19 protein-coding genes are annotated in these 18,857 nt (G+C 32.7%); 12 read left to right on the top strand and 7 right to left on the bottom strand.

Going from position 1 to position 18,857, the window contains the following annotated elements; translation table 11 throughout:
- Window positions 1–50 precede the first annotated feature (50 nt).
- Window positions 51–836: a tRNA pseudouridine synthase A gene (locus tag AB8B52_RS07670; RefSeq protein WP_406026818.1), complete on the top strand. Its 786-nt coding sequence runs from the start codon at window positions 51–53 to the stop codon at window positions 834–836.
- A 185-nt stretch (window positions 837–1,021) separates the two neighbouring features.
- Here AB8B52_RS07670 and AB8B52_RS07665 read toward each other — a convergent pair whose 3' ends face one another.
- Window positions 1,022–1,243, bottom strand: a complete 222-nt coding sequence (locus AB8B52_RS07665; protein ID WP_406026817.1) for a hypothetical protein — start codon at window positions 1,241–1,243, stop codon at window positions 1,022–1,024.
- Window positions 1,244–1,496: 253 nt separating this feature from the next.
- On the opposite strand from AB8B52_RS07665, the gene AB8B52_RS07660 reads away from it, so the two are divergent.
- The 3 genes from AB8B52_RS07660 (at window position 1,497) to AB8B52_RS07650 (ending at window position 3,765) form a co-directional block, all read left to right on the top strand.
- Window positions 1,497–2,000 carry a Dps family protein gene (locus AB8B52_RS07660; RefSeq protein ID WP_406026816.1) on the top strand — a complete coding sequence of 168 codons (504 nt, stop codon included), beginning with the start codon at window positions 1,497–1,499 and terminating at the stop codon, window positions 1,998–2,000.
- A gap of 57 nt (window positions 2,001–2,057) precedes the next feature.
- Window positions 2,058–2,960, top strand: a complete 903-nt coding sequence (locus AB8B52_RS07655; protein ID WP_406026814.1) for a mechanosensitive ion channel family protein — start codon at window positions 2,058–2,060, stop codon at window positions 2,958–2,960.
- Between the two features lie 127 nt (window positions 2,961–3,087).
- Complete coding sequence (locus AB8B52_RS07650; RefSeq protein ID WP_406026812.1) at window positions 3,088–3,765, top strand: DUF2461 domain-containing protein; 678 nt, start codon at window positions 3,088–3,090, stop codon at window positions 3,763–3,765.
- On the opposite strand, the gene AB8B52_RS07645 is transcribed toward AB8B52_RS07650, so the two are convergent.
- Complete coding sequence (locus tag AB8B52_RS07645; RefSeq protein ID WP_406026871.1) at window positions 3,762–4,181, bottom strand: glyoxalase; 420 nt, start codon at window positions 4,179–4,181, stop codon at window positions 3,762–3,764. The two genes, AB8B52_RS07650 and AB8B52_RS07645, sit on opposite strands and share 4 nt — an antisense overlap.
- Before the next feature lie 244 nt (window positions 4,182–4,425).
- Between AB8B52_RS07645 and AB8B52_RS07640 the strand changes: the two genes are divergently transcribed.
- Entirely contained in the window at window positions 4,426–4,824 is a 399-nt protein-coding gene (locus AB8B52_RS07640; protein ID WP_406026810.1) for an acyl-CoA thioesterase, read from the top strand.
- A gap of 182 nt (window positions 4,825–5,006) precedes the next feature.
- On the opposite strand, the gene AB8B52_RS07635 is transcribed toward AB8B52_RS07640, so the two are convergent.
- Both AB8B52_RS07635 and AB8B52_RS07630 read right to left on the bottom strand, forming a co-directional pair.
- Window positions 5,007–6,245 carry a mechanosensitive ion channel family protein gene (locus tag AB8B52_RS07635; RefSeq protein WP_406026808.1) on the bottom strand — a complete coding sequence of 413 codons (1,239 nt, stop codon included), beginning with the start codon at window positions 6,243–6,245 and terminating at the stop codon, window positions 5,007–5,009.
- Complete coding sequence (locus tag AB8B52_RS07630; RefSeq protein WP_406026806.1) at window positions 6,238–6,534, bottom strand: DUF3817 domain-containing protein; 297 nt, start codon at window positions 6,532–6,534, stop codon at window positions 6,238–6,240. The genes AB8B52_RS07635 and AB8B52_RS07630 overlap by 8 nt, the downstream gene beginning before the upstream one ends.
- 136 nt (window positions 6,535–6,670) lie before the next feature.
- Between AB8B52_RS07630 and AB8B52_RS07625 the strand changes: the two genes are divergently transcribed.
- The 4 genes from AB8B52_RS07625 (at window position 6,671) to AB8B52_RS07610 (ending at window position 11,429) form a co-directional block, all read left to right on the top strand.
- Entirely contained in the window at window positions 6,671–9,133 is a 2,463-nt protein-coding gene (locus AB8B52_RS07625) for a zinc-dependent metalloprotease (protein WP_406026804.1), read from the top strand.
- 105 nt (window positions 9,134–9,238) lie between these two features.
- Window positions 9,239–9,700, top strand: coding sequence for a hypothetical protein (locus tag AB8B52_RS07620; RefSeq protein ID WP_406026802.1), 462 nt, complete (start codon window positions 9,239–9,241; stop codon window positions 9,698–9,700).
- Window positions 9,701–9,722: 22 nt separating this feature from the next.
- Window positions 9,723–11,003: an NAD(P)/FAD-dependent oxidoreductase gene (locus AB8B52_RS07615; protein WP_406026800.1), complete on the top strand. Its 1,281-nt coding sequence runs from the start codon at window positions 9,723–9,725 to the stop codon at window positions 11,001–11,003.
- A 63-nt stretch (window positions 11,004–11,066) separates the two neighbouring features.
- Window positions 11,067–11,429, top strand: coding sequence for a DoxX family protein (locus AB8B52_RS07610; protein WP_406026798.1), 363 nt, complete (start codon window positions 11,067–11,069; stop codon window positions 11,427–11,429).
- A gap of 1 nt (window position 11,430) precedes the next feature.
- Here the strand turns inward: AB8B52_RS07610 and AB8B52_RS07605 are convergent, their stop codons facing one another.
- On the bottom strand, window positions 11,431–11,793 hold the full coding sequence (locus tag AB8B52_RS07605) for a DoxX family protein (RefSeq protein WP_406026796.1): 363 nt from the start codon (window positions 11,791–11,793) through the stop codon (window positions 11,431–11,433).
- 344 nt (window positions 11,794–12,137) lie between these two features.
- On the opposite strand from AB8B52_RS07605, the gene AB8B52_RS07600 reads away from it, so the two are divergent.
- Window positions 12,138–12,599, top strand: coding sequence for a cold-shock protein (locus AB8B52_RS07600; protein WP_406026794.1), 462 nt, complete (start codon window positions 12,138–12,140; stop codon window positions 12,597–12,599).
- A gap of 369 nt (window positions 12,600–12,968) precedes the next feature.
- On the opposite strand, the gene AB8B52_RS07595 is transcribed toward AB8B52_RS07600, so the two are convergent.
- Both AB8B52_RS07595 and AB8B52_RS07590 read right to left on the bottom strand, forming a co-directional pair.
- A complete protein-coding gene (locus AB8B52_RS07595) occupies window positions 12,969–13,670 on the bottom strand; it encodes a LytR/AlgR family response regulator transcription factor (RefSeq protein WP_406026792.1) in 702 nt (233 codons plus the stop codon).
- A complete protein-coding gene (locus AB8B52_RS07590; protein WP_406026790.1) occupies window positions 13,667–14,461 on the bottom strand; it encodes a sensor histidine kinase in 795 nt (264 codons plus the stop codon). Before AB8B52_RS07590 ends, AB8B52_RS07595 begins: the two co-directional genes overlap by 4 nt.
- Before the next feature lie 208 nt (window positions 14,462–14,669).
- On the opposite strand from AB8B52_RS07590, the gene AB8B52_RS07585 reads away from it, so the two are divergent.
- A complete protein-coding gene (locus tag AB8B52_RS07585; protein ID WP_406026788.1) occupies window positions 14,670–15,557 on the top strand; it encodes an ABC transporter ATP-binding protein in 888 nt (295 codons plus the stop codon).
- Window positions 15,558–15,559: 2 nt separating this feature from the next.
- Complete coding sequence (locus AB8B52_RS07580; RefSeq protein ID WP_406026786.1) at window positions 15,560–18,847, top strand: M1 family aminopeptidase; 3,288 nt, start codon at window positions 15,560–15,562, stop codon at window positions 18,845–18,847.
- Window positions 18,848–18,857 lie beyond the last annotated feature (10 nt).

Here is an 18,857-nt window from a genome sequence, read left to right as displayed (position 1 = left end):
AAAATACGGATTGCTTTTGGAATCTTCAAGAAAAGCACGTTCTTGCTGTTATGTTTGATAAACGTTACTACTACCTCATTAAAATTCAATATTTAGGTTACCGTTTTCATGGTTGGCAAAAACAACCTGATGTAAAAACGGTACATTTAATGATCGATCGTACGTTAAAATTTATTCTTCAAGATATAAGGTTCAAAACCTTAGGCGCAGGGAGAACAGATGCTATGGTTTCTGCAAACGAAGCGGCTTTAGAATTGTTTATCTACAATGAACCTATCGAAGATTTTGACGCGTTTTTAGAACTATTTAATCATAATTTACCTCAAGATATTAGAGCCTTAAGCATAATCGAAGTTGATAACACATTTAATGTCATTCAAGATTCTAAATTAAAGGAATACCATTATGTGTTTTCAGAAGGACAAAAAAATCATCCGTTTTGTGCACCAATACTAACAACAATTTTAGAACCCCTAAATGTGGACGTCATGAAACAAGGTGCCAAATTGTTTGAAGGCCTGCACAATTTTAAAACCTACTGTTATCGCGCTACAGACAAAGGTGAATATATTAGAGCGATTGAAACTTCAGAAATTATAGATAATGATATCTATACGGCCAATTTCTTTCCTGAGAAATCTTATGTATTTAAAGTCGTTGGAAAAGGATTTATGCGCAACCAAATCCGGTTAATGTTTGGCTGTTTAATAAAGTTGGGTAGAGGTGAAGTGACTTTAGAGTATATAGAAAGAACCTTGCAAAAAGACAGTACAGAAGTTATGGATTATATTGCACCAGCTTCTGGCTTAATACTTCATGCTGTAAATTTTGAATAAAAAAAAGGTATAAGACAAATGCTCATACCTTTTAATAATTTGGTTGGTTCTTTAAAAAAATATTCTAACAACGATAGTTAAATTATATAAAGCAAATTTATGCTGTATAAATTAATATCAGTTGGAAAACTATTAAATCATTCAATTTTAAACTAAAATTGAAACATATGTCATCGGCTAAAAAATTAACCTAATACATGTAATTTTGGCTCTTTATCAACGAATTTTCCATTCTTTGATTCACCTAAAATCATAATTTGTTTTGATCGTTCGTACATTTTTATAGCACGATGCATCTGTAACTTGGTGCCACTGTATAATTTTACACCTGATCTTGAGCCTTTATTTCTAATCTCAATATAGAACCCGTCCTTTAGTGCTGTTGGTCTTGTTGCTGGTCTACCCATAAATATAATGTCTGTTTTAAAAGTAGTGCATGATAGGAAAAATTCCTAAATCTCGCAAGTTAATTCCAAAACAATTATTAACGAATTTTCTTTCAATGTTAAAACCTATTAACACTAAGGACTTTACTTAACAAAAAATTAAGTTAAAGCAACCCTCTTAGCGTTAAACCCTGTTAAGGTACTTGCTAAAAGAAGTGATACCTATATATTAAGTACAGACAGAATTAATAAAAACTAAAACAAAATTACAATTATGAGTTACTTAAACATTAAAGACGATAAATTAATGCCAACTGTAGTAGAATTAAATGCATTATTGGCAGAATACCATATTTACTATCAAAACCTGCGAAATTTTCATTGGAATATTCTCGGCGAAAACTTTTTTGAACTTCACAATAAATTCGAAGAACTCTATAACGATGCACGCGTTAAAATCGACGAAATCGCAGAACGTATTCTAACCTTACGTTACCATCCTATGAGTCAATTAAAGGATTATTTGAAAACAGCACAGATTAAAGAAGTGTCTTCAAAATTAACAGATAAGAAAATGGTGCTTACAATTTTAGAAAATCATGCCATTTTACTCAAACAAATGTCTAAAGTGGTAGACAAAGCAAACGAAACAAAAGATGAAGGGACGATTGATTTAATTGGTGCCTACATTAGAGAAATAGAAAAAAACAGTTGGATGTTAGACGCATTCACTAAAAATACAGCGTCTCAGTTAAATGAGACAATAATTGAAGCATAAGGGTTAAGGCAGTCCATAAAATAATACGTACTTACAATAAACCTTAAAACTTATATAATGAAAGACCAATTTAACACCGCATTAGGCAACCTAGTAGACAAATTAATAGGTTGGTTTAAAGCCATAATTTCCAACATACCCAACTTTATTTTAGCCATTCTTGTAATGGTAGCAGCTTACTTTACGGCAAAATACGTGAGTAAACTAGTTAAAAAACTAGTCGCAAGTCGTGTTGAGCAAAAATCCATAAAAAATGCTATTTCTAGAGTGAGTGCTGTAGTCGTTGTGGCTTTAGGTTTGTTTTTGGCGCTAGGCGTTTTAAATTTAGGAAAAGCATTAACCTCTCTATTAGCAGGTGCTGGTGTCGTTGGTTTAGCTATAGGTTTAGCGCTTCAAGGCACTTTAGCTAATACGTTTGCAGGTTTGATATTATCTTTTAGAAAGAAAATTCAGATTGGCCACTGGGTAGAAACTACTGGTTTTTCTGGTGAGGTTATGGATATTAATTTGAAAGACTTCACCCTAAAAGAAGCGGATAACAATATCGTTATCATTCCGAATAAAACCATTCTAGATAATCCGCTTAAAAATTACTCATTAACCACAAGAATGCGCGTTTTTATAGAATGTGGTGTCGGTTACGAATCTGATTTAGAAAAAGTAGAGCAGTTAACCAAAGAAGTGATTGCAAAAACATTCGATCAGGTGGAAAAGCCGGAGGATGTTGAGTTTTATTATACAGAATTCGGTGGAAGTTCCATCAATTATCTTTGTCGTTTTTGGATTGATGCAGAAAGTATGCTCGAAAAATTAAGAGCAAAAACCAAAGCGATTATTGAAATTAAAAAGGCCTATGATAAAGAGAACATCAACATTCCGTTTCCTATTAGAACCTTACAGTTTGATAATCAATTAGACGTTAAAACATCTGATTTAAAAGAAACATTTTCTAATAATTAGAAGTGCCAAGAAATCAGAAACAATTCAGAATAAATAAAGTACAATTTTGAATCAGAAAAGCCATCATCTCGATGGCTTTTTATATTTTTACATATAGCCAACAGCCAACAACCAACAACCCAACAAAATGAGCATCACCATACCAAAAGAAACTCTCACCTTTTTCAATAAACTCGCAAAAAACAATGACAGAGATTGGTTTAACGAACACAAACCAGACTACAAGGCCATTGAAGTAAAAATGAAAGTCGTTTACAATCATTTAGGCGAATTAATGCAAACACACGATAAGATTGAAAAAGTTAAGGTGTTTAGAATTTATAGAGATGTGCGTTTTTCTAAAAACAAATTACCTTATAAAACGCATTTTAGTGGTTCTTTTGCCAGAAGAAAACCAGAGCTGCGAGGTGGTTATTATGTACACATTCAACCAAATAACGAATCGTTTATAGCGACAGGTTTCTGGGATCCAAATAAAGAAGATTTACAAAGAATACGAAAAGAGTTTGAAATGGACGCTAGTGAAATGCGAGATATCCTAGCCAATAAAACCTTTAAGTCCACTTGGGGAAATTTTACGGGTGATGAATTAAAAACAGCACCAAGAGGCTTCGATAAAGAACATCCTGCCATAGATTTAATCCGAAAAAAGCAGTTTATTTTTACTAAAAGCTATTCAGATAAAGACGTTTTGCAAGATGACTTTTTAGAAAGCGTCAATGATGCATTCAAAAAAATAAGACCCTTTTTTGATTATATGAGTGATGTGTTAACCACAAACCTTAATGGTGAATCTTTGCTTTAATTAGATTGAATAACCTCTGGCGTATTACTAAAAACCTGAACATTTGTAATTAAGCGTTCTCTCACAATTGTCATCATACGCTTATTTAAAGCTGAGGAGTTTTCAACATAAAGTTCATATTCTTCAACCGTAAATTGTCCAATAATAATGCCTTTTAAAGCGTTTCTGAATTTCATGTCTTTCTGAATGGCATGATCGATATAATCGAGTTGTTTTTGTAGCGTTAGATTCAAAAACACATTTTTACGCTTCTTAATGTAATTACGAAACACAGCAATAAACAAATCGTGCTGCATTTTAATAATTGGTCGCAATGTTTTATTCTGAAATAACTCTTCAGAACTGATACCATCATAAATTTTTGCTGCGGTAATTTCTGGTCTAATGGAAAGTAAGGCTTTAGTTCGCGTCATCATCATTATAAGATTTTAGGAATCATTCAAAGTTAAAGCTTTAAAAAGGGCTTCATATTTCAATTAACGTTTCTTTTCAACGCTCTTATTAACATTCAATGCAACGGACTATTTAGAAGCTCTTTTGGCGCGGAAAATTGGGCTAATTGAATTAATTCTGTTGTTATATTTGAATGATATTTCAAAAACCATATCTTTAAAAGCATAACGTACGGACAAGTCGAGACTTGTCCCAAAAAAATATAATATGAGATTCCACACCAGAAAATGGGTTAAACCCGAAGATTTAAATCCAAATGGCTCTTTATTTGGTGGCAAGCTTTTAGCTTGGATCGATGAAGAAGCGGCTTTGTATACCATTATTCAATTCGAAAATTCTAAGATCGTCACCAAATTTATGTCCGAAATCAATTTTATGAGTTCTGCTGTACAAGGCGATATTGTAGAATTAGGAATTGAGGTGCTTAAATTTGGAAAATCATCAATTACCATGAAATGCGAAGCCAGAAACAAAATGACGCGCGAAACGATTTTAACCGTAGATCATATCGTCATGGTCAACTTAGGACCTGACGGGAAACCAAAGCCACATGGCAAAACGGAAGTGGAATTTGTTAAGGATCGATTAGATGATAAAATAGATTAACTGGTTATCACTTTAGAATATAATTAATGCGAATAAAAGGCCTGTCTGGTTGAGCGCAATCGAAACCTTTATATAAGTGTATAGATAGTTTTATTCCCGAAAGCTTTCGGGAGCGCTCGAACCAACAAGAATAGTGATAAGTAAAAAAACACTAAATTTCAATAAAAAAGCAATTGTAAAGTTTACTCAATCTTACCCAAGGCCAGCTCATAAATTTCTAAATCAAAATAAGTGACAGCGGCTAAAACATGATCAAAAATATCACCTACAATATATTCGTAATTGACCCAACGTTGGTCTTTACTAAATACATAAATTTCCATCGGAATGCCTTGCGATGTAGACTCTAACTGACGTACCATCAAAGTCATGTCTTTATTTATAGCCGAATGGTTTTCAATATAAGTCTGAAGGTATTTTCGAAACACACCAAAATTTGTCAGGTTTCTACCATTTATTAAAACGGACTTATCAATCTCGTGATTCTTATTATGAATTTCAATTTCTTTAGATCGGTTATTTAAATAGTCGGTAACGAGCTGAATTTTACTAAATCGTGCAATATCGGCTTTGGTAAGAAACTTAATCGTTGACGTTTTTACAATAACAGAGCGTTTAATGCGTCGTCCGCCAGATTCCGTCATGCCACGCCAGTTTTTAAACGAATCGGAAATTAAGGCATAGGTGGGAATCGTCGTAATCGTTTTATCCCAATTCTGAACTTTTACAGTGGCTAAATTAATTTCAATAACATCACCATCTGCGCCGTATTTTTCAAACGTAATCCAATCACCAATCCTCACCATATCATTGATAGAGACTTGGATACTGGCTACAAAACCTAAAATGGTATCTTTAAAGATCAGTAAAATAACTGCCGAAGCTGCACCAAGTGTTGTAGCGAATTTGATAAAAGAAATGCCTGTAACAATGGCAAAAATTGAAAAAATACCGAGTAACCAAGCAAAAATCATAAAGACCTGCACGTAACTGTCAATTGGTTTGTCCTTGTATCGTGTGATGGTTTTTAGGTAATCTTTTACAGAACTCAATAAACTTCTTATAATTTGAAGCGTAAGGATAATAGCGATAACCTTTAAGGTTTTCTCGATGATGTTTTCTGCAAACGGAAAATCGGTAAATACTTGAGGAACAAATTCAATAAGGATAATAAGCGGAATGATATGTGCAATATTTCGTGGTAGCTTATTGGTGATTAAAATATCATCAAAATTGGTTTTAGTACGTTTGGCTACACCTGCTGAAAATCGCCAAAGTACGCGTTTTGTTACATAATCTACTATAAATGCGACCAACAATAAAGCCAAGAGTAAAGCCAGCATATTAAGATAGATCGCTGAGTTTTTAGAAAAACCAGTTTCTAAAAGAAAATCGTATAAAATGTGTTTGATGTTAAGCACTTGGCGTTTGTTTTAAGTATTTTTTTTCAACATAAAATGTACCAAACGGAATTACAGAAGCCGCTAATACAATGGCTAAGGTTTTTAAATTCCATTTCATATAAGCACTAATGAATATGGCAATTACGACATAAGCCATAAATAAAACACCATGTGGCATGCCTAGCATTTTTACGTATTGCGGATCTTCGGAAATGTATTTAATAGGCACCGCAATAAATAACAATAATAGGTAAGAAACACCTTCTAATAAGGCGACGATTCTAAAAACAGACAACAATTTTGACATGATTCTAAATTTTCTGCAAAAGTACTTTAGAATTCAGTAATAGCGCTCATTTTTAACACCTTTTAATAAATTATTTACTAGGTTGAATCTATTGATTATCTTTAGCAAGTCATTTCAACAAAACACCACTTATTTCATGAAAAAAATCTTAACGCTAGTTCTATCATCAGTGATTGTATGGTCTTGTGCCACAGCACAATCAGCAGGAAAAAAGAAAAACGCGTCACAAACCGCACCAACCGAAACACCAACAAAGAAAAGCAAATTTAAAGACTACGATAAAGTCATTACCAAAGATGCCGTTTCAGATGAAGGATTGTTTCATGTGCATTTGGTAGGTGACACGTATTATTTCGAAATTCCTTTAAATCAGCTCAACACAGACATGCTTTTAGTGAGTCGTTTTGCAAAATTACCTTCAAATTTAGGTGGTGGCTACATCAATGCTGGTACTAAAACCAATACCAGATTGATTAATTGGGAACGTTTTAAAGACAAAATTTTAATCAAAGAAAAGTCATCAAGCGCAGTCGCTTCAGATAGTTTGCCAATTAATGTTTCGGTAAAAGCTAATAATTATGAACCTACTTTATATGCTTTTGATATCAAAGCCTTTTCAAAAGATTCATCTACTGTGGTTATTGATGTTACGAGTTTTTATGGTTCAGATGTGAAATCTATAAGTGGTTTGTCTTCGCGCTTAAGATCGTCTTATAAAGTAAAGAATTTAGATAAATCCAGAAGTTTTATCAATTCCGTTAAAAGCTTTCCTGAGAATATTGAAGTGATTCAAGATTTTACATACAATGCGTCAAACCCACCTGTATATACTGGTGATGAAACCATTAGCGTGCAAATGAATCAATCCATGATTTTGTTACCAAAAGTACCAATGCAACCACGACTTTTTGATGAGCGTGTGGGTTGGTTCACCTTAAGTCAATACGATTATAGTAGTGAAGCTTTAAAAGCAGATGAAAAAACATATATAAGACGTTGGAAATTAATACCAAAAGACATCGAAGCTTATAATAGAGGGGAATTGGTAGAACCGATAAAACCAATTGTGTATTACTTAGATCCAGCCACACCAATGAAGTTTCGATCTTATATGAAAGAAGGGATTGAACTATGGCAAAAAGCCTTTGAAGCAGCCGGATTTAAAAATGCGATTATCGCTAAAGATCCACCAACTAAGGCGGAAGATCCAGATTTTAGTCCAGAAGACATTAGATATTCCGTAGTACGATACGTAGCAAGTACCACACGAAATGCCACAGGTCCAAGTGTATCCGATCCAAGAAGTGGTGAAATTATTGAAAGTGATATTATTTGGTACCACAACCATTTACGATCTTATAGAAATCGTTATTTATTAGAAACTGGTGCTGCAAATCCTGCGGCAAGAACCTTAGATACCTCAGAAGAAGATATTGGTGAAATGATGAAAATGGTAATTGCACATGAAGTTGGCCATACACTAGGTTTACCACATAATATGAGAGCGAGTTGCGCTTACGATGTTGAAGATTATAGAAATGGTGCGTTCACACAAAAAAACGGCATCGCAGCCACCATAATGGATTATGCGCGCTACAATTATATTGCGCAACCTGGTGATAAAAACATAAGATTTATAAGACAGTTAGGGCCTTACGATAACTATGCTGTAAACTATGGCTACAGATATATTGGTGGTGCCACTTCTGCTGAAGCCGAAAAAGAAACACTAAACGGTTGGATACTGGAAAAAGCAGGCAATCCGATTTATAAATTCGGAAAACAAAGCAGTCGATTCGATCCGACAGCGCAAACCGAAGATATCAGTAATAATAGTATCAAAGCGAGTACCTACGGACTTAAAAACTTAAAAATAGTCGCTGAAAATTTACCAAACTGGACGAGCGACCAAACCGATAATTACGAAGACTTAGAAGAACTTTATGGCGAAATGTTAGGGGTTTGGAGTCGTTATGTTGGCCATGTGGTAAGTCATGTTGGTGGTGTCGTAGAAGATACTAAAAATCCATCGCAAGACGGTATGGTTTATAATCCTGTAGATAAGGCCTATCAGAAATCTGCGATACAATGGTTGCACAAAAATGCCTTTGAAACACCAATGTGGCTCATTGATAAATCTATTCTGCAAAATATCAATTACGCTGGCTATACAGATCGTATCAGAAGTTTACAATCGAGACATCTTAATAATTTATTAAATTTTGAACGTTTAGGACGCTTAATAGATCATAAAGCCATGGATGCTAATAATTATTCGGCTTTAGAATTATTACAAGAGCTACGAACGGGAATTTGGTCTGAGACAAAAACAGCTTCAAATGTTTCAATTTTTCGACGTAACTTGCAGCGTGCTTACTTAGATGCCATGTTTAATTTAATGACGGAAGATTTAGATCGAGATAGAAGTAGACAATATTACAACGTCAATCAATCTGATGTTAGAGCACTGGTTAGAGGTGAGTTAAACGTGCTAAAGCGAATGCTTACTTCAGCAGCGAGAACAAATACAAATACGGAAACAAAATACCATTACAGAGATGGTATAGAACGCATAAATTTAATTTTAGACCCAAAATAATAGGAAACGAGCATGCTAAAATCTTTAACATTGAAAATAATGATTAGTAGCAAACAGTTCCGATAATTATCGAATTGCCCAATAAAAAACAATAAATAGAAACACATGAAAAATTTAGTTTTATTAGTTTTAGTTTGCAGTCTTTCATCTGCATCCTTAGTATCTGCACAGTCGAAACAAACTCAGAAAGAAATGTTTGAAGGTGTTTATAACACATCAAAAGAAACCGTAAAGTCTGAGCAGTTTGAATTCGTAGCCAATGTGGTGTTTAAAGGAAAAAAGCGCGAAAGTTTTAAAGACAACTCTAACCAAATCATTATCAATAAAAACAAGGTTTTTGGCGAATTAGAAACGTTTTCTACAGACAAAACGCGTTATGTGTTTAATGACGATAACAGTAAAATATCTGCATCATTCGATGATGAAAATCAAGATATTTCAATTACAATTCAAACTAAAAACAATGTAATTTCCATTGAGGTTAAGCCAAATGGTAATGCGTTTTTAATGCTATCTGGTAATCGAAGTGGTGATATCAGTTACAGAGGAACATTATTAAAATTATAAGTTACTTTTTTACATTATTAGAATGAACCGTAGCGCATACAAAATACATATTATTGGTGCTGGTGTTAGTGGATTGATTGCTGCTAAAACGTTAGAAGAAGCTGGTTACAATCCTATTATAATAGAAGCTTCAAGTGGTGTTGGTGGTCGTGTTAAAACCGATATTGTTGAAGGCTATCAATTAGATCATGGATTTCAGGTATTGCTCGATGCTTATCCACAGGCTAAAAATCATCTCGATTTTAAGGCACTGAACCTTCAAAACTTAAAGTCAGGTGCTGTTATTTTTTCAGATGGTAAATCTCAGACCATTGGTGATCCTTTAAGAGATACGAGTTTATTATTTCCCACACTATTGGCTTCTGTGGCGTCTATATCAGATAAATTAAAAATTTTCAAGCTCAATACGGCTTTAAAGAAAAAGTCCATCGATAGTATTTTTAATTCAGAATCTACGAGCACTTTAGACTATTTAAAATCTAGAGGCTTTTCAGATAAAGTTATAGAGCAATTTTTTAAACCTTTTTTTACAGGCATTTTTTTGGAGCCGAATTTAAAAACATCGAGTAGAATGTTTGAGTTTGTGTATAAAATGTTTGGTGAAGGTTCGGCTGTGCTGCCAAAAGACGGCATTTGTGCCATTCCTAATCAATTGAAAGCACAATTATCAAAAACGGAATTTCGTTTTAATACCAAAGTAAAACAGGTGAATGATGCCAACATTGCATTAGAAGATGGTTCTGTTTTAGATACACATTTCACGATTATCGCAACTACCGCAGATCAATTAATACCTAATTTAAATAATCAGAAACAAGATTGGAAATCGTGTTATAATTTATATTTCGAAGTTGATAAACGCAGTCTTTCAGACCCAATAATTGGTCTCATTGCAGACAAAGCCGCTTTGATTAATAATATATTTTATCATAATAGTGTTGCTACAACCGCAAAAGGCTCTAAAGAATTACTTTCTGTAACGGTTGTAAAAACGCATCAATTAAACGAATCGGATTTAGTAGCGCAAGTCGAAAAAGAACTGCAAACCTATTGTCATATACAAACAGATAAGTTTTTGAAATGTTACCATATTAAACAAGCCTTACCAGAGTTAGCTTCGCTTCAAAACACCATTTCACCAACCGAAACACAGTTAAAATCCACTGTTTTTTTAGCAGGAGATCATTTATTGAATGGCTCGTTAAATGCGGCTATGCTTTCAGGTGAACGTGCTGCGCAAGGTTTAATAATGAGTTTGGAAGATGGTTTGGTGATCGATCATATCAGTTCGGAATATGTTTAAATATGATACTAATTTTTACATTTAATCTTTTTTTTTACTAACTTAACCTACAAGAAAATCACTATGGACTATTTATATATCGCATTAAAACTAATTGTAGGCTTCAGTTTAATCAATGTGTGGTTAATTCAGAATAAAAAGCCAACCAAATGGCGTGGTGGCAACGCCCAAACGTTAGTAGAAGAATTTAAAGTCTATGGATTAGGTGATACGATGCTTTATATTATCGGATTTTTAAAAGTAGGATTTTCAGTCGTGTTACTAGCTTCTATTTACTGGCAAAGCTATGGTTACTATGCAGCATTGGTTTTGGCAACCTTACTTACAGGATCAATTATTATGCATTTTAAAATTAAAGATCCTTTGTTTAAGTCGTTTCCTGCAGCTTTATTTTTAGTGATGTGCTTAGTCATTGCATTTGTCTAAATTATAAACGCATCATTTGAAAAAAGTGAATGCATAAATAAAGGTTTAAAATTGCAAAAATCAACGAAGGTGCAGATTCTAAAAAGCCATCTTTAATTTTCAATCGTACCGAAAAGCCTAAAAACATCAATATGGTTAATCCTAAACTCGCTGCAAAAGCTAAAGCTGGCAGCATATAAAGTCCTAATAACAGGCCTGTACCACCAAGCAATTGTAATACACCTGTGAGCACTCTTCGGTGTGGTAAGCCGTAACGTTCAAATTCTAATTTTATACGCTTACTTTTAAAACAGCTAAGTCCGTAATAAATAAAGGACACACCAGAAATAAGACTTAATATTAAAACAATAGTTGTGTTTGTCATAGCGTATAAAGATAGTTATTAAAGGCTAGTTTATTCTTTAGATCCATTAAAACGTTTTGAATACAGATGAAATGAGCAAAGCGTTAATACTCTAAATACTCATAACAAGTCTATAGATTTACTATAAAAGTAGCGCTAGGCTCTGTTTATTACCACTAAAAATTTAATATTTTGCAGTAGATATTGTATCTTTGCATTCGGTTTATTGAAAATATACTACAGAAATAGCTTTATCCTTAAGTTATTATTTAGATTTTAATACTATTCATTGTTAAGTTAATTAACTTGTTTGCATTATAAATATTTTCAAAAGCACACAAACACATTAATATTTAAAACTACGAATGGCTAAATCACAACAGACTTTTAGTAAAAGTGAAAAAGAAAAAAAGAGATTAAAAAAACGAGAAGATAAGCGTAAGAAAATGGAAGCGCGTAAACTCGAAAGAGAAGAAAATGGATCAGATGGTATTCCGATTGCGTATGTAGATCACAACGGAAATCTTACGGATACTCCGCCAGATCCAACAATGAAAGTAAAGGTTAAAGCTGAAAATATCGTTATTGGTATTCCTACAAAAGAAGAGTCTGACGAAGAACCGTTTGACCCAATTAGAAATGGAAAAGTATCATTTTATGATAATTCTAAAGGCTTTGGTTTCATTATAGATATGGATACAAACGAAAAACACTTTACACACGTTAGTGGTATCATTGACGAAATTGCAGAAAACGATAAAGTAACATTTGAACTTGAAAAAGGACAACGTGGTATGAATGCGGTTAGAGTAAAGCAAGCGAAATAATATTTTTTATAAGATTTGTAAAGCCATTATCAGTGATAGTGGCTTTTTTTTGTGGGTTTAAGTGATTATAGAAATTTTGAAAAATAAAATATATAGTTCCTTTTATTCATCCGATAAAGTTTTAGAAATGGTGCAGGTGTAAACGCTTCACTAATAATTCAAACAAAAACAGCGTTGTTTAAATTCATAAAAGAAGATCTTTTATTTAATCATTTCATACCTACAAGGTCAAAAAAAAGACCTTGTAGGATTTTAAACATAATGTTTGTTTAGAATTAAAATCTAACCCTAAAATCACAACCCACCTTGTAGTTACTGCAACCAAAAGCGGCTTTTCCTTTTAGAACAAACCCTATTGCGAATTTCATTCTATTTTAAAAGCGTATTGACATTAGCCTTATAAAATTTTCCTATTGGAACGATATAATCACCAATATAAATGCGATTACCTTCAATACTCGTAATGTGCTTTTTTGAAACTGCAAATGATTTATGCACTTGGATAATATCAGTATCAGAAAGCAATTCTATGGTATCAGATATTTTTTGGCGTATGCTTATGGTTTCATTATTGGTAATAACTTTGGTATAATTACCAGAAGCTTCAAGACATAATATAGTATCTAAATCTACTTGTATATGACTGTTGTTTTGCTTTAAAAAAATATATTTCTCTTCAGGTTTTAGCGTTTCCTTACTTTCATTTTTTATGGTTCGGGTAGTAGAAGCTGTTACTTTGTTAATGGCACTCAAAAAGCGCTCAAAACTAAATGGTTTTAATAAATAATCGACAACATTTAATTCGTAGCCTTCAATAGCAAATTCACTATATGCAGTAGTTACAATAACTTTTGGAGGTGATGGTAAGGTTCTCAAAAAATCAAAGCCTTTTAATTTAGGCATGTTTAAATCTAAAAAAATGAGATCAACTTCATGTTTACTTAAATAGTCAATGGCCTCAATAGCATCGTAACAATCTGCTTTGAATTCTAAATTAGGTAACATATCGCCATACTTTTTTATAATATCATGCGCAATATGTTCGTCATCTATAATGAGGTATGTCATCATAATCCAGTAATCTTCAAGTTAGCACTATATACACTGTCAGTTTTAGACATAATTAAAATATGATTTTTTGGATACACTAACTCTAATCGTCGCTTTAGGTTTTTTAAACCAATACCAGATTCTTCATTATCTTGCATTTTATCAAAGTTATTTTCAATGTTAAATGTCACTTCATTCTTTTGTGCTACTAAATTGATATGCACATAAGCATGCGCTCTTAAATTTTCTACACCATGTTTAAACGCATTTTCTAACAGAATTATAAAAAGAAGCGGCATTATTTCATAATCGTTATCCTTTATTTCGATATTGAATTGTATGTCAATAACCTTATGATAACGCATTTTATGAAGTTCTATATAATTTTGTAGATACGTTATTTCTTCTGAAAGTAAAACAGTGTCTTTTTCTCCATCATAAATGCTGTAACGCATCATATCAGAAAGTTTCAAGATTAATTCTTGTGCTTTTTTTGAATCTTTATCTACTAAACCGTAGAGGTTATTCAGCATGTTAAAAAAGAAATGTGGATTAACCTGACTTTTTAAATGCATGAGTTCGGTTTTAGCCTTTTCATTTTTTAATCGAATAATCGATTTGATTTGCTTAAATACCCAATGTGAAATTGCAATACATATAACCAAGAAATAGAATGCTACAAACTCCAAAAAGCCGTCTAACCTGCCAAAAACATCATTAAATATAACTATAACAACACCAATAAAAACCAGCGTTAGTCTAAAAATAAGCTTTAAAAGTTTCTTTTTTTTATCTGGTATTATAAAATTCATAAGTCAATATTAATTAAATAAAACACGGCTTACAAATTAGTTGACAAACAGCAGGTAATACGTGACAAACTATTGTAAAGCTGTTTTAAAACATCTATATAACTTAAAACCATACGTTTATCACATATAAATCTATTTGTGTCACTAACGTTTTTAAACAGCAAAAAACACCAATATGTTTGTTTTAATCAATCAAAAAACGAACACTATGGAACTCATTATTGACAATCTATCAAAGACCTATTCTAACGGTATTAAAGCCTTACAAAATGTGTCTTTAGAAATACCTAAAGGTATGTTTGGTTTGTTGGGACCGAATGGTGCTGGCAAATCGACTTTAATGCGAACAATTGCAACCTTACAAGAAGCCGACAGCGGCTCTGTGCATTTAGGAGAGATAGATGTATTAAAACAAAAAAATGAGTTACGACAGGTTTTAGGATACTTACCACAGCAATGTGGTTTGTATCCTAAAATATCTGCCGAAGTATTACTGAATCATTTTGCAGTACTTAAAGGCATCTCTAATAAAAGTGAACGCAAAGAATTAGTGAAAGCACTTTTATACAAAACCAACTTATACGACGTAAGACAACAAAACCTTAAAGGCTTTTCTGGCGGAATGAAACAGCGTTTTGGCATTGCACAAGCCCTGCTCAATAATCCCAAACTACTCATCGTAGATGAGCCTACAGCAGGTTTAGATCCTGTAGAAAGAAACCGATTTTACAATGTTTTAAGTGAACTGGGAGAACAGACTGTCGTAATTCTATCTACTCACATTGTAGATGACGTAAAAGAACTCTGCATTAACATGGCGATTATTAATCAAGGTCAAGTTTGTTTAAAAGGAAATCCAATAGAAATCATAGAGGATTTAAAAGGTAAAGTCTATAAGAAAACAGTCGAAAAATCCGAATTAGAAGCTTACAAGCAGAACTATCAAGTAATTAGTGAAAGATTATTTCTTGGAAAACCAACCATTCACATCTTAAGTGATGAAGATCCGAGACATGGTTTTTTGCCTATTAATGCTGGTTTGGAAGATGTCTATTTCTCAGAAATATTCAGTAATACTAACTCAAAATCTAATTAGTTATGTGGTACAATATTTTTAAGTTTGAAATACAATATCGTATAAAGCGACCAGACACTTATGTCTTCTTTTTATTCCTATTTCTGTTTTCTATTATTGGTGTCGATTTTATTTTTCAAGGTTCAGATTTCGAATTAATGAAAAAAAATTCACCATTAGTTGTTGCAAAAACAATGGGAGCCATTACGGGTTTATTCATGATTTTAGCCTCTATGATTATGGGAGTTTCTGTATTACGAGATTTTGAGTACGACATAGAATCATTAATTTTTTCTACACCAATCAAGAAAATAGATTATTTACTCGGTCGATTTCTAGGTGCGTTTACGGTTTTAGTCTTTGTGTTTACAGGTGTTTTATTCGGAATGCTATTAGGTGAATTTATGCCATGGCAAAATCCAGATGATTTATTAAACTTTAATGTATGGGTCTATTTAAAAACGTTTGTGACAATCACCTTACCAACCTTATTTTTTGGAGCGGCTTTATTCTTTGTTACAGGTGCATTAACTAGAAACTTAGTCGTAGTATATACGCAAGGTATTATTTTGTTTGTGGTATTTATGCTAACCAAAGCAATTACTAACGAGTTTTGGCAAGCTATTTTAGATCCATTTTCATTAACAACCACGACGTTTATAACAAAATCTTGGACAGCGCTAGAAAATAGTTATCAAAGTATTCCATTTACAGGAGCACTATTGTACAACAAGTTGTTTTGGTTTTCTCTTGGGATACTTGCTTTACTATATGGTTATAAAAAATTCAATTTTAATGTTGTTAAAGAGAAGCGATCAAAGCGCAAGCAATTACAAAGAGTAGAAGTTAAAAACACCTATGAAGATAGCGATATTGTAATACCACACACTAAAAAGCAGTATGGCGTTTTATCTAAATGGACACAATTAAAACAGTTTTCTTGGTTTTATTTTTTAAGCATTTGTAGACAACCTTCATTTTGGGCAATTGTTATTTGCGGTATGTTCATCATTCTTATCAACTCTGTAAACTTAGGAACGGTTTATGGAGTTGATAGCTATCCTAAAACCTATTTTATTGTTGAAGAATTACAAGAAACATCAATAATTTTCTTCATTATTATTTTAGTGTTTTATTCTGGTGAGATGGTTTGGAAAGAGCGCAATGCAAAACTGAATTTAATTTATGATGCATCAGCAATGTCTAGCGTTATTAATCTAGCAGGTAAGTATATTGGTTTAAACTTAATTTATGTAGTATTAATTTTGGCTTTAATCAGTTCAGGAATTATATTTCAAACATTAAGTGGGTATTATAACTATGAGTTTCAAGTTTATTTCTATGGTTTCTTCTTAGAAATTTTACCATTTTTAGCATTATACACCTGTATCGCATTTTTTATTCAATCTCTTATTAATCATAAGTTTATAGGGATTATACTCGTCGTAGCATGCTTTATTGCCAATAATAGTCTCAGTGTATTTGGCTTTGATCACTACTTATATGTATTTGGAGGAAACGCTTTAGGTGCCTATTCAGATATGAATGGTTATGGTCATTTTTTAAAACCCTATCTCATTATTAAATCGTATTGGTTTTTCTTCGGAATTTTGCTACTTATCATAGGAGCGCTTTTAATGGTAAGAGGTACAGAAACAAATCTTATAAAACGGTTAAAAGGTGCTAAGTATGGTATAAGTAAACCGCTCTTTGTGTTCGCAAGTGTTATCGCAGGACTATTTATTGCCTTTGGAAGTTTCATTTTTTACAACACAAATATTTTAAACGAATATTGGTCAAATACAGAAGCTACCGAATTTAGAGTTGCTTATGAAAAAAACCTGAAGTCATTAGAGTATCTACCACAACCCAAAATTGTGGATGTGTATTTAAGAGTAGAGCTCTATCCTTCATCTAGAAACTATACGGCAGAAGGCTATTATATTTTGGAAAACACTAATGAGCAACCGATTACTGAGATTCATATTCAAAAATTAATAGAAGGGAATGTTATATTAAATTCTGTAATTTTTGAAGGAGGTGCCACTGAAAATAAACAATACGAAAACTACGATTACACAATTTACAAATTAAACAATGTACTGAATCCTAGTGACACTATTAAAATGAAATTTAAACAATCATTCACCACAAAAGGGTTTGAGGTTGGTGATTCAAACTCTAACATTGTAGAGAATGGTACTTTTTTTAATAACACTAATCTTCCGACCATTGGTTACAACCGCAAATATGAACTAAATGATAAAGACGAACGAAAAGACTATAATTTACCTATTCGAACTAATAAATCAGAACGAGGAGCTATAAACGAACTCAAAAACGCCAGATCAGGTAGTGATTCTGATGGTATTAATTTTGAAATGATTATCGGAACATCTAAAGATCAAACCGCTTTAGCTCCAGGGAATTTAATACGACAATGGATAGCAGATAACCGCAACTATTATCAATATAAAATGCAGGTTCCGATGGTTAATTTTTATTCCATCGTATCTGCTAAATACGAAATTTATAAAGACAAATGGATATCTTCATCAGATTCAGTAGCAAAATCTATTAATCTTGAAATTTATTATCACAAAGCACATGACTATAACATTGAGAGAATGATGGCTTCTATGAAGGCCTCTCTTGCTTATTATAGTAAACATTTCAGTCCTTATCAATACGAGCAATTAAGAATCATGGAATTTCCGCGCTACGCGCAATTTGCACAATCATTTCCGGGAACCATCCCTTTTTCAGAATCAATAGGCTTTGTTTTAAATATAGACGCTACTAAAGATGTAGATATGGCTTATTATATAACGGCTCATGAAGTGGCACATCAATGGTTTGGTATGCAAGTAGAAGCTGCAAATGTAAAAGGTAAAAACTTCATTTTAGAAACATTGGCACAATATGGAGCAATGATGGTTTTAAGAGAACGTTATTCCGAAGAAAAGCTACTTCAGTTTTTAGAAAATCAGAAAGAAATTTATAAAAAAGGAAAAGATAAAGGTAGTCTTAATGAGCCTTCATTGGCATTAGTTGAGAATCAAGATTATGTGTATTATGCAAAAGGTGCTATTGCTATGTATCAATTTCAGAAAACCATAGGTGAGGAGAAGGTAAACAAAGCGCTACGACGCTTTCTTGAAGATTGGAACACTATTAATGGTAAGCTAAAAACTAAAACGGACAGATACGCAACGAGTAAAGATTTGCTGAAGTATTTTAGAGATGTTACACCAAAGCATCAACAGCATATTATTAAAAAACTATTTGAATCTGTTACTGATGAGCCATAATCCGTCATAA

The organism is Winogradskyella sp. (assembly GCF_045105575.1).
Lineage (GTDB): Bacteria > Bacteroidota > Bacteroidia > Flavobacteriales > Flavobacteriaceae > Winogradskyella.
This window is presented reverse-complemented; position numbering and strand designations above follow the sequence as displayed.

Excerpts from the sequence above, each read along its gene's own strand:
- AB8B52_RS07670 (WP_406026818.1), top strand. The coding sequence starts at position 51 with ATGTTTGATAAACGTTACTACTACCTCATTAAAATTCAATATTTAGGT.
- AB8B52_RS07665 (WP_406026817.1), bottom strand. The coding sequence starts at position 1,243 with ATGGGTAGACCAGCAACAAGACCAACAGCACTAAAGGACGGGTTCTAT.
- AB8B52_RS07660 (WP_406026816.1), top strand. The coding sequence starts at position 1,497 with ATGAGTTACTTAAACATTAAAGACGATAAATTAATGCCAACTGTAGTA.
- AB8B52_RS07655 (WP_406026814.1), top strand. The coding sequence starts at position 2,058 with ATGAAAGACCAATTTAACACCGCATTAGGCAACCTAGTAGACAAATTA.
- AB8B52_RS07650 (WP_406026812.1), top strand. The coding sequence starts at position 3,088 with ATGAGCATCACCATACCAAAAGAAACTCTCACCTTTTTCAATAAACTC.
- AB8B52_RS07645 (WP_406026871.1), bottom strand. The coding sequence starts at position 4,181 with ATGATGACGCGAACTAAAGCCTTACTTTCCATTAGACCAGAAATTACC.
- AB8B52_RS07640 (WP_406026810.1), top strand. The coding sequence starts at position 4,426 with ATGAGATTCCACACCAGAAAATGGGTTAAACCCGAAGATTTAAATCCA.
- AB8B52_RS07630 (WP_406026806.1), bottom strand. The coding sequence starts at position 6,534 with ATGTCAAAATTGTTGTCTGTTTTTAGAATCGTCGCCTTATTAGAAGGT.
- AB8B52_RS07625 (WP_406026804.1), top strand. The coding sequence starts at position 6,671 with ATGAAAAAAATCTTAACGCTAGTTCTATCATCAGTGATTGTATGGTCT.
- AB8B52_RS07620 (WP_406026802.1), top strand. The coding sequence starts at position 9,239 with ATGAAAAATTTAGTTTTATTAGTTTTAGTTTGCAGTCTTTCATCTGCA.
- AB8B52_RS07615 (WP_406026800.1), top strand. The coding sequence starts at position 9,723 with ATGAACCGTAGCGCATACAAAATACATATTATTGGTGCTGGTGTTAGT.
- AB8B52_RS07610 (WP_406026798.1), top strand. The coding sequence starts at position 11,067 with ATGGACTATTTATATATCGCATTAAAACTAATTGTAGGCTTCAGTTTA.
- AB8B52_RS07605 (WP_406026796.1), bottom strand. The coding sequence starts at position 11,793 with ATGACAAACACAACTATTGTTTTAATATTAAGTCTTATTTCTGGTGTG.
- AB8B52_RS07600 (WP_406026794.1), top strand. The coding sequence starts at position 12,138 with ATGGCTAAATCACAACAGACTTTTAGTAAAAGTGAAAAAGAAAAAAAG.
- AB8B52_RS07595 (WP_406026792.1), bottom strand. The coding sequence starts at position 13,670 with ATGATGACATACCTCATTATAGATGACGAACATATTGCGCATGATATT.
- AB8B52_RS07590 (WP_406026790.1), bottom strand. The coding sequence starts at position 14,461 with ATGAATTTTATAATACCAGATAAAAAAAAGAAACTTTTAAAGCTTATT.
- AB8B52_RS07585 (WP_406026788.1), top strand. The coding sequence starts at position 14,670 with ATGGAACTCATTATTGACAATCTATCAAAGACCTATTCTAACGGTATT.
- AB8B52_RS07580 (WP_406026786.1), top strand. The coding sequence starts at position 15,560 with ATGTGGTACAATATTTTTAAGTTTGAAATACAATATCGTATAAAGCGA.